The 14,442-nt window shown below is 74.2% G+C and carries 12 protein-coding genes; 2 read left to right on the forward strand and 10 right to left on the reverse strand.

Annotated elements, in window-relative coordinates:
• Nucleotides 1-336: 336 nt before the first annotated feature.
• The gene (locus BS73_RS38100) at nucleotides 337-876 is read left to right on the forward strand and encodes a hypothetical protein (protein WP_051939501.1); all 540 of its coding nucleotides are present in this window, start codon (nucleotides 337-339) and stop codon (nucleotides 874-876) included.
• 60 nt (nucleotides 877-936) lie between these two features.
• On the opposite strand, the gene BS73_RS05555 is transcribed toward BS73_RS38100, so the two are convergent.
• The 7 genes from BS73_RS05555 to BS73_RS05585 form a co-directional block, all read right to left on the reverse strand.
• Nucleotides 937-1,689 (reverse strand): SDR family NAD(P)-dependent oxidoreductase, encoded by a 753-nt coding sequence (locus BS73_RS05555; protein WP_051941330.1) that lies wholly within the window; start codon nucleotides 1,687-1,689, stop codon nucleotides 937-939.
• Complete coding sequence (locus BS73_RS05560; protein WP_037570162.1) at nucleotides 1,686-3,026, reverse strand: FAD-binding protein; 1,341 nt, start codon at nucleotides 3,024-3,026, stop codon at nucleotides 1,686-1,688. The genes BS73_RS05555 and BS73_RS05560 overlap by 4 nt, the downstream gene beginning before the upstream one ends.
• Nucleotides 3,027-3,148: 122 nt before the next feature.
• Nucleotides 3,149-4,078: a decaprenyl-phosphate phosphoribosyltransferase gene (locus tag BS73_RS05565; RefSeq protein WP_051939503.1), complete on the reverse strand. Its 930-nt coding sequence runs from the start codon at nucleotides 4,076-4,078 to the stop codon at nucleotides 3,149-3,151.
• On the reverse strand, nucleotides 4,075-5,304 hold the full coding sequence (locus BS73_RS05570; protein ID WP_037570163.1) for a phosphodiester glycosidase family protein: 1,230 nt from the start codon (nucleotides 5,302-5,304) through the stop codon (nucleotides 4,075-4,077). Before BS73_RS05570 ends, BS73_RS05565 begins: the two co-directional genes overlap by 4 nt.
• Nucleotides 5,305-5,594: 290 nt before the next feature.
• On the reverse strand, nucleotides 5,595-7,736 hold the full coding sequence (locus tag BS73_RS05575; RefSeq protein ID WP_037570165.1) for a xanthine dehydrogenase family protein molybdopterin-binding subunit: 2,142 nt from the start codon (nucleotides 7,734-7,736) through the stop codon (nucleotides 5,595-5,597).
• A complete protein-coding gene (locus BS73_RS05580) occupies nucleotides 7,733-8,725 on the reverse strand; it encodes an FAD binding domain-containing protein (protein WP_037570166.1) in 993 nt (330 codons plus the stop codon). Before BS73_RS05580 ends, BS73_RS05575 begins: the two co-directional genes overlap by 4 nt.
• Nucleotides 8,722-9,273, reverse strand: coding sequence for a (2Fe-2S)-binding protein (locus tag BS73_RS05585; protein WP_037570167.1), 552 nt, complete (start codon nucleotides 9,271-9,273; stop codon nucleotides 8,722-8,724). Before BS73_RS05585 ends, BS73_RS05580 begins: the two co-directional genes overlap by 4 nt.
• Nucleotides 9,274-9,471: 198 nt before the next feature.
• On the opposite strand from BS73_RS05585, the gene BS73_RS05590 reads away from it, so the two are divergent.
• Entirely contained in the window at nucleotides 9,472-10,089 is a 618-nt protein-coding gene (locus BS73_RS05590; RefSeq protein WP_037570168.1) for a TetR/AcrR family transcriptional regulator, read from the forward strand.
• 19 nt (nucleotides 10,090-10,108) lie between these two features.
• On the opposite strand, the gene abc-f is transcribed toward BS73_RS05590, so the two are convergent.
• The 3 genes from abc-f to BS73_RS05605 all read right to left on the reverse strand — a co-directional run bounded on the left by abc-f (nucleotide 10,109) and on the right by BS73_RS05605 (nucleotide 14,440).
• Complete coding sequence (gene abc-f, locus BS73_RS05595; protein WP_037570170.1) at nucleotides 10,109-11,743, reverse strand: ribosomal protection-like ABC-F family protein; 1,635 nt, start codon at nucleotides 11,741-11,743, stop codon at nucleotides 10,109-10,111.
• A gap of 312 nt (nucleotides 11,744-12,055) precedes the next feature.
• Nucleotides 12,056-12,736, reverse strand: a complete 681-nt coding sequence (locus BS73_RS05600) for a haloacid dehalogenase type II (protein ID WP_037570172.1) — start codon at nucleotides 12,734-12,736, stop codon at nucleotides 12,056-12,058.
• A 51-nt stretch (nucleotides 12,737-12,787) separates the two neighbouring features.
• A complete protein-coding gene (locus BS73_RS05605) occupies nucleotides 12,788-14,440 on the reverse strand; it encodes a flavin-containing monooxygenase (RefSeq protein ID WP_235215317.1) in 1,653 nt (550 codons plus the stop codon).
• Nucleotides 14,441-14,442 lie beyond the last annotated feature (2 nt).

Raw genomic sequence — 14,442 nt, forward strand, 5'->3', positions numbered from 1 at the left:
TGCGAGGGTGGAGGAGAAGCTGCTGACAACGTTGGAAACGAAAGCAGCCACATGACAGCACGCCTCTGACAACGCTGTCCACCCCCTGTGCGCACCCTGATCGGGCTGGCCGAACTCGGCCTCCTCAGGGCGGTTTCGGCCACGCCACGGTGGATCGGGGAGCCCGAAGACCATGGCCTCGTGCCCACAGTGGAGGGCCGGTGGGCCGGCCTTTGCGCCCCTGCGCCACCCGCCGATTTTCCAACGTTGTAACGACCCGCCAGGACGATAAACGGCGACATATCATGGCAGTACGCTCGCGCGGGCGCATGGGACCACACCCCCAGGGGGTACCTCATGAATCTCCGAACCGGCCTCTCCGTCGGCGCCACCGCGGCAGCACTCCTCCTCGGCGCGACCGCCTGCGGCTCCGCCGCGACACAGCACAACGCGGCTCCCCCGAGCACGACGACCGCCCCGGCCACGTCCCGGCCGAGCTCCCCACCCGCCACCACGGTGACGCCCACCCCGCGCCCCACCGTGACCGTGACGGCGCCGCCGGCGACCGGCCCGCCGGCCGCCGCCACCACACCGGCGCCGGCCAACATCAACGCCGGCGCGGTGGTGGAGCAGTACTACCAGGACATCAACGACCAGAACTACGCGGCGGCGTGGGCGCTCGGCGGGAAGAACATCGCCGGGACCTCATACTCCGACTACGTGGCCGGCTTCGCCACCACCGCGAGCGTCAGCCTCGGCACGACCAACGACTTCGGCTCCGACCAGGTCTCCGCCGTCCTGTACGCCACCCAGACCGACGGATCGGTCAAGGTCTACCAGGGCACCTACACCGTGGTGCAGGGGGTGATAGTCGCCGCGGACATCAAGCAGGAGTGACGCTCCCGGGGAGCACACCCGAGAGACCTCCCGAGAGACCTCCCGATGGGCCCGGCGGGCTCACCGCGGCAGGCGGCGCCAGAGCGGCCGTGGCAGCAGCCGCATGGCCAGGGCCAGCAGGGCCAGCCGGCGGGGGATCCAGAGGGTGCCGGTCCGGCGGGTGAGGGCGGTGGCCACCGCCGCGCCGACCTGGGCGGGGGTGACGGACAGCGGGGCGGGCCGCATCCCCCGGGTCATCCGGCCGGTCACGAAACCGGGGCGGACCAGCAGTAGCCGGACGCCGCTGCCGTGGAGGCTGTCCCGCAGTCCCCGCGCGAAGGCGTCCAGTCCGGCCTTGGCCGCGCCGTAGACGTAGTTGGCGCGGCGGGGCCGGACGGCGGCGACCGAGGACAGCACCACCAGGACGCCGTGCCGGCCGGCGCGCATCCGGCGGGCCAGCGCGAGCAGCACGCTGACATGGCCGGTCAGATTGGTGGTCACCAGGAGTGCGGCGGCGGCCGGGTCGGCGTCGAGGTCCGGCTGGGGCAGGAGGACGCCGGCCGCGGAGACGGCCACGTCCAGCGGCGCCGCGGCGAAGACCTCCTCGGCGAGCCGGTCGTGGGCCGCCGGGTCGGCGGCGTCGTAGGGGAGCACCGTGACCCGGCACGGCAGCTCCGCGCCGGCCTGGACCAGCCGCTCCGGATCGCGCCCGGCCAGCAGCGCCTCGTCCTCGGGGCCGAGCGCGAGGGCGCGCAGGACCGCGAGGCCGATCTCGCTGGTTCCGCCCAGCAGGAGCACTCGGCGCGGTGGCCGCCGAAGCGGAGTCGCGCTCATCCGCACAGCCCGAGACGCCGGCCGAGGTCGGAGCGGAAGACCCCGTGCGGGTCGAGTTCCGCACGGGCCTCCTGGAAGTCCTCCAGGGGGCCGTACATGTCGCGGAGGCAGCCGCGGTCCATCCGCGCGTCCTTGGCCAGGTAGACCCGGCCGCCCGCGGCGGCGACCTGCCGGTCGAAGTGGTCGAGCAGCTCGGCGGTATGGCGGCGCCCGGCGGGCATGTCGAGCGCCAGCGACCAGCCCGCACGGGGGAAGGAGAGCGGATGCCCGTCCCCGGCGCCGAACCGCTTGAGGGTCCCCAGGAAGGTCGCCGCGCCCGCCCGGCGCAGCCCCTCGACCACCTGGGCCAGCAGCGGCGCAGAGGCGTCCGGGACGACGAACTGGTACTGCCAGATTCCGGCCGGGCCGAGGGCGCGGCTCCAGTGGGCGACCGCGTCGAGCCGGTGGAAGAAGGCGGACGCGGTGACGGTGCCCTCCCGGCGGGGCGGCGCCTTGCGATACCACAGGGCGTTGAACGCCCGGGCGGTGAGCGGGCGGACCGGGCTGAACGGCAGCCGGGGCGCGGGGAGGACCGGGCCCGGGGCGTACCGGATCCCGGCGGGCTCGCGGCGCGGATCGGGGGCCGGCAGGTGATCGCCGGCCTCGACGATGCCGCGTCCCAGCGACCGGCCGCCGGCCGTGCCGTCGATCCAGCCGACCGCGTAGCGGTGGCGCTCGGCGGCCTCGGCCAGCCCGGCGAGGAGGGCGTCCAGGTCGGCGGCTCGCTCGGTGGTCACCCGCAGCAGGGCGCTGCGGATCGGCAGCAGCCGCAGGGTCGCGCCCAGGACGACCCCGGTCAGGCCCATTCCGCCGACGGTGGCCCGGAACGCCGCCGGTTCCCGGTCGGGGGTGAGGGAGCGGACCGTACCGGTGCCGTCCAGCAGTTCGACCGCGGTCAGCCCGCTCGCCAGGGCGCCCTCCCGGTACTGGTTCTTGCCGTGGACGTCCGCGGCGACCGCGCCGCCGACCGTCAGATGGCGGGTCCCGGGGAGCACCGGAGGCAGCCAGCCGTGCGGGACGGTGTGCGCCAGCAGTTCGGCGAAGGTGACCGAAGCGCAGGCCCGGACGGTGCCGGCGGCCGCGTCCAGCGCGATCCGGGGCGCCTCGGGGCTCGGGACCGGCGCCACCACCAGACCGCCCGTGTTCAGGGCCGCGTCCCCGTAGCTGAGGCCCGCACCCCGGGCCAGCAGGCCCGCCGCGGGCTTGCCGGCGATCAGTGCCCGCAGCTCCTCGGCGCCGGACGGGGCGACCAGGCGGGAGCGGCCCGCCGTGCTCCGGCCCCAGCCGGTGAGGAGCACCTCTCCGGTGTGCGAGGGACGTGGCGCTCGCCGCGCTTCGCCTGGTCGTCGCGGGCCCGGTGATCCCAGTCGGCCCAGCGACCCCAGCGGGCCCTGCCGCCCAAGCCCTCGCACGGCCCCCCTCACAGCGCCGGCCCGAGGAAGGCGGCCAGCCACACCAGTTCGGCCGCGACCATCAGACGATCCGTCACCATCAAGTCCTCCACCCGGGCGCCGGGACGGCGCGAGGCGAGCCGGTCGAAGCGTAGCAAGGCGAGAAGGAGGGGGAGGACGCTCAGCAGGTGCCAGATCCGGAGGGGCGTCGCGGCCGCCCCGAGCGCCCAGCCGAGGTAGGCGGCCGGCACCGCCGCGATCAGGCATCTGCGGGCCGCCGGCAACCACCCGCCGCGGTACCAGCGGAGCACCGGCCGGTGCGCGGCGGCGGCCGCGCCGAGCAGTGCGACCTCCGCGCCGCGCTTCTCGACCGCCATCAGCAGCGCCCCCAGGCTGCACACCAGCACGAACCAGGCCGAGGGCGGCACCCCGGCGGCCGCCCCTCCCCCCACTGCCCGCAGCACGAAACCCGAGGCGAGGACCACTAGTTCCAGGCCCGGGACGTGCTTGAGCAGGACCGAGTAACCCAGGCTGAGCAGGAGGTAGCAGCTCAGCACAGCCGAGAACGCCACCCGCCCGGTGGCCACCCCGAACAGTTCGCCGGCCAGGACGCAGCCCGCTCCGCAGGCCAGTGCCGCTCGCGCACTCAGGGCGCCCGAGGGCAGCGGGCGCAGCCGTTTGACCGGGTGCCGGCGGTCCCGCTCCAGGTCGACCAGGTCGTTGACGAAGTACAGCGCGGAGGCGACGCAGACGAACGCGGCGACGGCCAGCGCCAGTTCGCCCGCCGCGAGCCGGCCCCGGCCGGCCGCCCACGCCGCCAGCGGCGCCGCGAGGACCAGCAGGTTCTTGCTCCACTGCCGGGGGCGGGCGGTCCGCACGGCCGCCACGGCGGTCGTGCGGAACCGTGCCCCCGCACGGGCCTGTGCGTCGGCGGCGACCGTGCGCAGTGCCGCGGTCATCGGGCGAACACTGCGACGAAATCGCGGCTGGTGGGCGTGTAGTAGCGGTCGGCGGGACGCTGCTGCCCGGCGAGCAGTTTGACCGGCACCGGATCGGCCGCCCCCACCGGCGGCCGGTAGTACATGAAGGACATCCAGGCCGGGTTGATGTCCAGCTGCATCGCCTCCACGCAGCCCGCCCGCTGCAGCAGGTCGGCGAGGGTGCGTACGGACAGCGCGGGGCCGTAGACGAAGACCACCCGGCCGTCGGCGGTGACCCCCACGCCCGAGCGCCACACGAAGTACTTCCCGCCGATGGTCAGCCCCCACCCGGACTCGATGTCGCTGTTCACGCCGGAGGGCACCCGGCCGTGGTCGACGACCAGCCGCAGGTTCTGCCGCACACCGACCACCTGCGGGGACATCGAGACCTCCGACCCCCAGGTGCCCACCGCGACCCTGCCGTCGCGGTAGAAGACCAGGGAGGCCGCGCCGGGCTTGAGGGCGCCCTTGGTGACCCCGCCCAGGAGGAAGCCGCCGCCGGACTGGTTGATCTTGAAACCGCCGTTGAAGGTGGCCACCAGGCCGGAGCGCGAGGCCGGCGGCACCGAGTAGGGCACGCCCCAGTTCGCCGGGCCCGGGTCCGCGGTGCCCGGATGGAGCTCGAAGCGGACCAGTGCGGGGTCCATGGAGGCGACCGCGGCGACGTAGGAGGTGTGGGTGGCGTCCGGCCGCAGATAGGCGCCGATCACGGCGGGCCTGCCGTGGACCGTGCGCAGCACCTGCCAGGCGCCCTCGCCGGGCAGTGCCGGGCGGGCGGGAGAGACCAGCCGGGGCGGCAGCGCGACGGCGGCCGCCGAGTGCGCCGAGTGCGGCGAGGGCGCTGAGGCCGTGCCGGGGGCAGTGCCGCCATCGGGACGCAGAGCTATCGACGGGGTGCCGCCGGTCTTAGGCGGATGGAGGTTGTACTGGGCCGTCTCCAGCCAGGCCACTACCACGCCCAGATGGTGATCGCGCCCCCACTCGGCCACCCGGGCGGCCACGCTGTCGTCACCGGGCGCGGCCAGTGCCCGCCCCATCGACCAGCAGAACCAGGCGAGGAAGACCCCGAAGAGCGCCAGCGACACCCGCATCCAGCGCCGCCGCAGCAGCCGGCGAAGCCGTCCCGGGCCGCCGCGCCGGCGCCCGGGCGGGGCCGCCTTGGAGCCGCTCGCCGTTCGCCGCCCTCGTCCCAGCAGTTCCGACATCCGCCCACCTCAGGTCGCGCCAGTCCTGTACGACGCCGACCTCAAGTCTTGGACGGCAAATCTTCAAATCTCTACCGCCGACTTCTTCAGAAACCTTTAAGGCCGGCCCGGTGGGGCGGAGTCGCCGTCCGCCGGCAGACCGTAGCCGTGGCGGTGGGCCCGGGCGACGGCCTCGGCGCGGGTGCGGACGCCGAGCCTGGTATCGAGGTGGTCGAGATGGCTGTCCCAGCCCGAGCGACCTCACACCCGGGGCCCTCGGGCGGGTCCGGGTGTGAGGTCGCTCGGCCCTGTCAGGCGTCCGGCAGCGCGGTGCCCGCCTGGAGGACGCGGTCCGGGCGGATGGGGAGGTGGCGGTAGCGTACGCCGGTCGCGTGCCAGACCGCGTTGGCGATCGCGGCGGCCGCGCCCACGATGCCGATCTCGCCGACGCCCTTGATGCCGACCGGGTCCTCCGGGTCCTCGTCCGCCACCCAGTCCGCCTCGATGGGCGGGATGTCGGCGTGCGCGGCCACATGGTAGCCGGCCAGGTCGGGGCCGTAGAGCCCGCCGCTGGCGCGGTCCCGCACGGCCTCCTCGTGGAGGGCCATGGAGAGCCCCCAGGCCATCCCGCCGGCCAGCTGGTTGCGGGCGGTGAGCGGGTTGACGATGCGGCCGGCCGCGAAGATGCCGAGCATCCGGCGGACCCGCACCTCCCCGGTGGCCGGGTCCACCGCCACCTCGGCGAACTGGGCGCCGAAGGAGTGCCGCTCCTTGGGCGCCAGGGAGCCGACGGCCTGGGTGGTGTCCGAGCGGACGGTGATCCCCTCCGGCGGGATGTCGGCGCCGAGGGCGAGCCGCTCGCGCAGCTCCGCGGCCGCGACCGTGATCGCCCAGGCCCAGGAGCGAGTGCCCATCGAGCCGCCGGCGATCGAGGCCGGGCCGAAGTCGCTGTCGCCGATGTGCACCCGGACCCGGTCCGGGGTGGTGTCCAGCGCGTCCGCCGCGATCAGGGTGAGCGCCGTACGGGCGCCGGTGCCGATGTCCGCGGCGCCGATCCGCACCGTGAACCCGCCGTCCGCCTCGGCTGTGACGGCCGCGGTGGACGGCAGCGCGCCCGCGTGGAAGGAGGCCGCGGCGGTGCCGGTGCCGAGCAGCCAGCGGCCGTCCCGGCGGACGCCCGGGCGCGGGTCACGGTCGGCCCAGCCGAACCTGCGGGAGCCCTCCCGGAAGCAGGCGAGGAGGTTGCGGCTGCCGAAGGGCAGTCCGGAGACCGGGGCCCGCTCGGGCTCGTTGCGGACGCGCAGCTCGACCGGGTCGATCCCGCACTTCTCGGCCAGCTCGTCGAGCGCCGACTCCAGCGCGAAGGACCCCGGGGCCTCCCCCGGCGCCCGCATGAAGGTGGGCGTCGGGACGTCGAGCCGCAGGACGCGGTTGGCCGTGCGGTGGGCGTCGGCGTCGTACATCACCCGGGCGACCCCGGCGCTGGGCTCGATGAACTGGTGGACGGTGGAGGTGAGGCTCAGCGAGTCGTGCTCCAGCGCGCGCAGCCGCCCGTCGGCGTCGGCGCCCAGCCTGACCCGCTGCACGGTGGGGCTGCGGTAGCCGGTGAGCGAGAAGACCTGACGGCGGGTCAGCACCACCCGGACCGGCCGCTGGAGGACGGTCGCGCCCATCGCGGCGGCGACCTGGTGGGCGCGCAGGCCCTTGCTGCCGAAGCCGCCGCCGACGTGCTCGGAGCGCACCCGGACCGAGGAGAGGTCGAGCGAGAACATCTTGGCGAGCTCGTCGGCGACCCAGATCGCGCTCTGGTTGGAGTCGACCAGGTCCAGCCGGCCGTCCTCCCAGCGGGCGGTCGCGGCGTGCGGCTCCATGGAGCTGTGGTGCTCCTCCGGAGTGGTGTACTCCTCGTCCACGACCACGGCGGAGGCGGCGAGTTCGGCCGCCTGGTCGCCCTTCTCGGTGATCGCGGGCATGAAGCCGTCGACCGGGTACGCGTCCGGGCGCCCGGCGGAGAACTCGACGTCGTGCGGTTCCGTCCGGTACCGCACGACCAGGGACTCGGCGGCCTCCCTGGCCTGCTCCGGAGTCTCGGCCACCACCATCGCCACCGGCCAGCCCAGATGCGGCACCCGGTCGTGCTGGAAGACGGCGGCGGTCGGGTCGGGGGGGCCGACCATCCCGGCGTAGTCGGTGTCCACCCGGGGGGCGTTGCCGTGGTGGAGGACCGTGATCACCCCGGGCATCTCCAGGACCGGCCCGGTCTCGACCGACTGGATCCGGCCCCGGGCCACCGTGGACAGCACCAGCCAGCCGTAGGCGAGTTCGGTGAAGGGGATGTCGGCCGCGTAGCGGGCCGCGCCGGTCACCTTGTCCCGGCCCTCCACCCGGGTGTGGGCGGTGCCGACGGCCCGGTTGGCCGAGGGGGCCGCGGCGCCGGTCGTGGTGGTGGTCATCGGGTGGCCTCCTGGGTGAGTTCGGTCAGGACGGCGACCATGAGGTTGTGGAGGAGGGTGACCTTGTAGCCGTTGTGGGGCAGGGGTGCGGCGGTGGCCAGTTCGGCCTCGGCGGCGGCCGTGAAGGAGGCGGGGGTGGCCGGGCGGCCGGTCAGCGCCGCCTCGGCGGCCCGGGCCCGCCAGGGGTGGGAGGCGACCGCGCCCAGGGCCAGGCGCACCTGCCGCACCGTGCCCCCCTCGACCGCCAGGGCGGCCGCCACCGAGCCGATCGCGAAGGCGTAGGAGGCGCGCTCGCGGACCTTGCGGTAGCGCGAGTGGGCGGCGACCGGGGCCGGCGGCAGGACCACACCGGTGATCAGGGCGCCCGGCGGCAGCGCGGTCTCCCGGTGCGGGGAGTCCCCGACCGGGAGGTAGAAGTCGGTGAGCGGCAGCCGCCCCTCGCCCTGCGCGGTGCGGTAGGTCACCACGGCGTCCAGCGCGGCCAGCGCCACCCCCATGTCGGAGGGGTGGACGGCCACGCAGTGCGGGGAGGCGCCCAGGATGGCGTGGTTGTGGTGCTCGCCCTGGATGGCCGGGCAGCCGCTGCCCGGGACCCGCTTGTTGCACGGGCGGCTGACGTCGGTGAAGTAGCCGCAGCGGGTGCGCTGCAGCAGGTTGCCGCCGACCGTGGCCATGTTGCGCAGCTGGCCCGAGGCCCCGGCCAGCACCGCCTGCGCCAGCAGCGGATAGCGCCGCCGCACCTCCCCATCTGCGGCCAGGTCGCTGTTGCTGACCGTGGCCCCGATCCGCAGCCCGCCCTCCGCGGTCGACTCGATCCCGCCCAACGGCAGTTCCCGCACATCCACCAGCAGCGACGGCCGCTCCACCCCGGACTTCATCAAATCCACCAGATTGGTCCCCCCACCGAGGAACCGCGCCCCGGGATCGCCGTCGAGCAGTGCGACCGCGCCGGAGACGTCAGTGGCGCGTCGGTATCCGAACTCCTTCATCGGGCCGCCTCCTCGGTGCGGGCGCCGGCCGCGCGGCCGATCGCCTGGACGATCGACACATAGGCGGCGCAGCGGCACAGGTTGCCGCTCATCCGCTCGCGGATCTCCTCAGGGGTGAGCGGCGGAGGTCCGGCCTCCGGGCTGAGGTCCCGGGTGGCGGCGCTCGGCCAGCCGGCCGCGTGCTCCTCCAGCATCGCCACGGCGGAGCAGATCTGCCCCGGCGTGCAGTAGCCGCACTGGTATCCGTCCAGATCGAGGAAGGCCTGCTGCACCGGGTGGAGCTGTCCGCTCTCCTCGGCGATGCCTTCGATGGTGGCGATCTCGCGGCCCTCGGCCGCCACCGCCAGCTGCAGGCAGGACAGGGCCCTGCGGCCGTCGACGAGGACCGTGCAGGCGCCGCACTGGCCCTGGTCGCAGCCCTTCTTGGTACCGGTCAGATCGAGGCGCTCGCGCAACAGGTCGAGCACAGTGGTGCGGTGGTCGACGGGCAGTGTGTGCTTCTCGCCATTGATGTGGAGAGTGATATCGCTGGACGTCGAAGAGTCCATGCTCGGCCTTCTTTCAGGCATCCGGAAGACGACGAGATAAGACGAGGCAGGAGGTGGTGGAGGCGGCTGCGGAAGGGGCCGCTAGAGTGGGCTCGAAGTGGACAACTGTCCGACTCCGAGAGAAGCTAGTGGACAATTGTCCGCTTGGCAAGGGCGACCCGACCGGCTCCGGAAGCGGGACGGGTACGGGAGAAGAAGGTGGACGACAAGAAGGCCTCCGCCCCGCAGCGCTCGGACGCGCTGCGGAACCGCCGGCGCATCCTGGAGGTCGCGCTGGCCGAGCTGACGCGCTCGGACCAGGTCCCGCTGAGCGCGATCGCCCGGAAGGCGGGCGTCGGCCAGGGCACCTTCTACCGCAACTTCCCCAGCCGGGAGGCGCTCGTCCTGGAGGTGTACCGCTACGAGGCCCAGCAGGTGGCCGAGAGCGCGGACCAGCTGCTGGCGACCAGGGAGCCGGACCGGGCGCTGCGCGAGTGGATGGACCGGCTCGCCCGGTTCGCCGCCGCCAAGGCCGGCCTGGCCGACGCGATCCGCCAGGCCACCAGCGGCGCCGGGGAGGTCAAGGAGCAGGGCTACGCGGCGATGACGGCCGCGGCGGAGCGCCTCCTCCGCGCCTGCGAGGAGGCCGGGGCCGTCCGCCCCGGGCTGACCGCCGAGGACTTCTTCCTCCTCATCGCCGGCCTGTGGCAGCTGGCCGGCCAGGAGAACGCGCAGCCGCAGCTCACCCGGCTGCTCGACCTGATCATGGACGGCCTGCGGGCCGGTGCGGCGGCCGGCGGGACCGCCCCGTCCGCACCGGCCGCACCAGCGAGTTGAGCCGCTGCCGCGTGGCGGCTCACCGCCCCGGGGCGCCCGCCTCCTCCAGGACTCCGTCGGTCAGCCGCAGCCACCGGTCGACCCCGATGCCGGCCAGGAACCGTTCGTCGTGGCTCACCACCACGAACGCCCCCTGGTAGGAGTCGAGGGCACCCTCCAACTGGCCGGCGCTCACCAGGTCGAGGTTGTTCGTCGGCTCGTCGAGGAGGAGCAGCTGAGGGGCCGGCTCCCCGCACAGCACGCAGGCCAGGGTGGCCCGCAGCCGCTCGCCGCCGGAGAGCGCCCGGACCGGCAGATGGGCGGCGGCGCCGCGGAAGAGGAAGCGGGCCAGGAGGTTCATCCGCTCCACGGCGGGCAGGTCGGGGGCCGCCGCCGCGAAGTTCTCGGCCACCGTGCGGTCCTGCTCCAGCAGGTCCAGCCGCTGGGACAGGTAGGCGACCCGCCCGTCCGCCCGCTTGATCCGGCCCCCGTCCGGGGCCAGGTCACCGGTCAGGACGCGGAGAAGGGTGGTCTTCCCGGTCCCGTTCGGGCCGACCAGGGCGATCCGCTCGGGACCGCGGATGGCCAGATCCACCCCCTCCCCCGCGAAGAGCGGCCGGTCCCCGACGAGGACCTGTAGCTTTTCGCCGGAGAAAAGGTCGCGCCCGCTCGGCACCCGGGTGCCGGAGAGGTCGAGGGTCAGCCGCTGCTCCTCGCGCAGGCCCCGCTCCGCCTCGTCGAGCCGGGCCTTGGCCTCGCCGACCCGGGAGGCGTGCAGCTGACCGGAGCGGCCTGCCGACTCCTGGGCGCCGCGCTTCATGTTCCCGGCGAAGATCCGGGGCAGGCCGGCGCTCTTGAGGTTGCGGGCGGCGTTGCTCGCCCGGCGTTCCGCGCGCTCGCGGGCCTGCTGCAACTCCCGCTTCTCCCGCTTCAGCTCCTGCTCCGCGTTCCGGATGTTCTTCTCCGCGACCTCCCGCTCGGCCTCCACGGCCTGCTCGTAGGCGGTGAAGTTCCCGCCGTACAGGCGCAGTTCGCCGGGGTCGAGCTCGGCGATCCGGTCCATCCGGTCGAGCAGCGCGCGGTCGTGGCTGACCAGCAGCAGGCAGCCGGAGAAGTCCGCGAGGACCTCGTACAGCCGGTGCCGGGCGGCCAGGTCGAGGTTGTTGGTGGGCTCGTCCAGGAGCAGTACGTCGGGCCGCCTCAACAGCTGGGCGGCGAGGCCGAGTTGGACGACCTGCCCGCCACTGAGGGTGCCCAGCGGCCGGTCCAGGCGGACTCCGCCCAGGCCCAGGCGTTCGAGCTGCGCCAGGCTGCGCTCCTCGATGTCCCAGTCGTCGCCGATGGTGGTGAAGTGCTCCTCGGCGACGTCGCCGGACTCCACCGCGTCCAGCGCGCGGATCCGCTCGGCGACGCCGAGGACCTCGGCGACCGTGAGGGCGGCGGTCAGCGGCAGGTCCTGCGGGAGGTAACCGGAGGTGCCGCCGACCGTCAGCGACCCCGCGGACGGGGTCAGTTCGCCGGCGATCAGCCTGAGCAGCGTGGTCTTGCCGGAGCCGTTGGGCGCGACCAGGCCGGTGCGGCCGGCGCCGACGGCGAAGGTCAGGTCCTGGAAGACGGGGGTGTCGTCGGGCCAGGAGAAGGACAGGTGGGAGCAGACGACGGAGGCGTCGGACATTCAGGGCGATCCAGGGAGGAATGGGCGGAGACGGCTCCGCCGGGGGCAGACAGGTCTCGAACGGGCACGACGAAGCGGGCCGTCACGCAGGGCGCCCAGCGCCCGCGACGGCCTCAGGACCGGGTATCACCCGGAGATGTCGTCGTCACCCGCCATGTCTGCTTCCCGTCCTTGGGGGGAAATTGCCGTCGGTCAGGTTAGCAGCCCGGCCCGGGCGCATCGAGGACGGCGGCCCGCACGGCGGGTCGGGCCCGCACGGCGGGTCGGGCCCGCACGGCGGGTCGGGTCCGGACGGCGGGTCGGACCCAGCCGTCAGCCCAGCACGGCGGCGAGTTCCACCAGGTCCCGCGCGGTCACCCCGGGTGGGGTCAGCGAGCTGGGGTAGGCCCTCGGCCCGGCTCCCCGCCGGATCCAGGCGCCGAGCAGTCCGGCGCGCTGCGCCCCGTCCACGTCCCAGGGGTGGACGGCGACCAGCATGGCCTGGTCCGGGCGGACACCGGCCCGCTCGACCGGGTAGTGGTAGGCCGCCGGATGCGGCTTCCACCGGCCGGGGCCGCGTACGCCGTGCAGCGCCTCGAAGCAGTCCCGCACCCCGGCCCGCCGCAGCAGGCCCTCGCTGAGGTCGGGACTGCCGTTGGTCATGGTGACCAGCCGGAAGCCGGCCGCGCGCAGTGCCCTTACCCCGTCGGGGACGTCCGGGTGGACGTTCAGTTCGGCGAAGCCGGAGACGACGTGTTCGACGGCGGCCTCCCCCTCGGCCTCCGCCCACTCGGCCGGCAGCAGGGCGCGGAGGCCGTCCCGGGCCAGGTCGGCGAAGTCCGCGTAGCCGCCGGCCGCGGCGAGGGCGATGCCGTCCCGGAGGATGCCGGCGAACCACAGCGGCATCCGGTCGGCGGGCAGGCCGGCCTCCGCGAAGCGGTCGCCCAGCGGGCTCAGGTCGCTGAGGGTCTCGTTGACGTCGAAGACGAGGACGGACGGGCGATTCTTCGGCATGGTCGCCAGACTAGGGGCCGCGGCCCGGGGACCTCTCCGGGCGCGGACCGCTCAGCTCAGTTCGAAGCCGTGGTAGCGGGCCACCGCGACCCCGTCGCCGATCTGGCGATAGGTGCCGACCCCGCCCACGAAGGGCATGAACACCCGTTGCTTGCCGGGGATGTTGGCGCCCATGTACCAGGACGCCGCCTGCGGCATCAGGGTGAGGGCGGCGACGTCGTTGGTGGTGTTCACCCAGTTGTCCTCGGCCTCCGGCTCCGCCTCCATCCGGGTCAGCCCCCGCTCGCCGAGATGCCCCAGGGCGCGGGTGATCCAGTCCACGTGGTACTCGATCGAGGTCATCATGTTGGACAGCACCGAGGGGCTCTGCGGGCCGGTGATCATGAACAGGTTGGGGAAGCCGGCCGACATCAGGCCGAGATAGGTGCGCGGGCCGTGGGCCCACTTCTCCCGCAGGCTCTGGCCGCCCTCGCCCCGGACGTCCATCGAGGTGAGCGCGCCGGTCATGGCGTCGAAGCCGGTGGCCAGGATGATCACGTCGTGCGCGCGATCCTCCTCGCCGGCCAGGATGCCGCGCTCGGTGATCCGCCGGATGGGGTGCTCGTTGATGTCGACCAGGCCGACGTTGTCCCGGTTGTAGACCTCGAAGTAGCCGGTGTCCACGCACATCCGCTTGGAGGCGATCGGATAGCCGCGCGGGGAGAGCTTCTCGGCCAGCTTCGGGTCCGCGACCTTCTCCCGGATCCGGGACCGGACGTACTCCGCCGCCCTCTCGTTGGCGTCGGGGTTCCGCAGGACGTCCCGGTAGGCGCTGGAGAAGCACAGGCCGCCGTCGGCCCACCGGCGGTCCAGCTCCCGCCGGGCCTCCTCCGGGTCCGTCTCGGCCAGCAGGGCGGTGCCCTCCTGGCACTGGAAGCCGATCCGCGAGTCTCTGCTGTAGGCGCGGATCTCCCGGTACCGCTTCCTGGCCTCGGCCAGCCGGTCCTGGTTGGGCCCGTTGTGGGCCGGGACGGCGAAGCTCGGGGTGCGCTGATACACCGTCAGCTCGCCGACGAGCGGGGCGATCGCGGTGATGGTCTGGAGTCCGGAGGAGCCGGTGCCGATCACGGCGACCCGCTTGCCGGCCAGGTCGACCTCCTCGTGCGGCCAGCTCGAGGTCCAGTACAGCTCTCCGGAGAAGTCGCCGAGACCGGCGAAGTCCGGCCGCGAGGGCACCGAGAGGCAGCCGGTGGCGGCGATCACGAAGCGGGCGGTGCGGGTGCCGCCGTCCTCGGTGCGCACCGTCCAGCGGCCGGCCTCGGCGTCCCACTCCAGGCCGGCCACGCGGGTGTGGAAGGTGATGTCCCGGCGGAGGTCGTAGCGGTCGGCGACGTGCCGGGCGTACGAGAGGATCTCCGGCTGGGCGGCGTATCGCTCGCTCCAGTCCCACTCCTGCTCCAGCTCGGGGTCGAAGGAGTAGGAGTACTCGATCGACTCGATGTCGCAGCGGGCGCCCGGGTAGCGGTTCCAGTACCAGGTGCCGCCGACGTCGCCGCCCGCCTCCAGGACGTGGGCGCGCAGGCCGAGCCGGCGCAGCCGCAGCAGCTGGTAGAGGCCGGCGAAACCGGCACCGATGATGATCACGTCCTGCCCGGAACCGGGCGCCGGCCGAGGCGTGGGCCGGGTCATCGGCTGAGGCGTGGGCCGAGGCGTGGGCTGGGTCATGG

Origin of the sequence: Phaeacidiphilus oryzae TH49, assembly GCF_000744815.1 — a bacterium.
Taxonomy (GTDB): domain Bacteria; phylum Actinomycetota; class Actinomycetes; order Streptomycetales; family Streptomycetaceae; genus Phaeacidiphilus; species Phaeacidiphilus oryzae.

What these genes read in the sequence shown, in the direction of transcription:
- BS73_RS05580 (WP_037570166.1), bottom strand. Translation starts at nt 8,725, where the DNA reads ATGAAGGAGTTCGGATACCGACGCGCCACTGACGTCTCCGGCGCGGTC.
- abc-f (WP_037570170.1), bottom strand. Translation starts at nt 11,743, where the DNA reads ATGTCCGACGCCTCCGTCGTCTGCTCCCACCTGTCCTTCTCCTGGCCC.
- BS73_RS05555 (WP_051941330.1), bottom strand. Translation starts at nt 1,689, where the DNA reads ATGAGCGCGACTCCGCTTCGGCGGCCACCGCGCCGAGTGCTCCTGCTG.
- BS73_RS38100 (WP_051939501.1), top strand. Translation starts at nt 337, where the DNA reads ATGAATCTCCGAACCGGCCTCTCCGTCGGCGCCACCGCGGCAGCACTC.
- BS73_RS05605 (WP_235215317.1), bottom strand. Translation starts at nt 14,440, where the DNA reads ATGACCCAGCCCACGCCTCGGCCCACGCCTCAGCCGATGACCCGGCCC.
- BS73_RS05565 (WP_051939503.1), bottom strand. Translation starts at nt 4,078, where the DNA reads ATGACCGCGGCACTGCGCACGGTCGCCGCCGACGCACAGGCCCGTGCG.
- BS73_RS05585 (WP_037570167.1), bottom strand. Translation starts at nt 9,273, where the DNA reads ATGGACTCTTCGACGTCCAGCGATATCACTCTCCACATCAATGGCGAG.
- BS73_RS05600 (WP_037570172.1), bottom strand. Translation starts at nt 12,736, where the DNA reads ATGCCGAAGAATCGCCCGTCCGTCCTCGTCTTCGACGTCAACGAGACC.
- BS73_RS05570 (WP_037570163.1), bottom strand. Translation starts at nt 5,304, where the DNA reads ATGTCGGAACTGCTGGGACGAGGGCGGCGAACGGCGAGCGGCTCCAAG.
- BS73_RS05575 (WP_037570165.1), bottom strand. Translation starts at nt 7,736, where the DNA reads ATGACCACCACCACGACCGGCGCCGCGGCCCCCTCGGCCAACCGGGCC.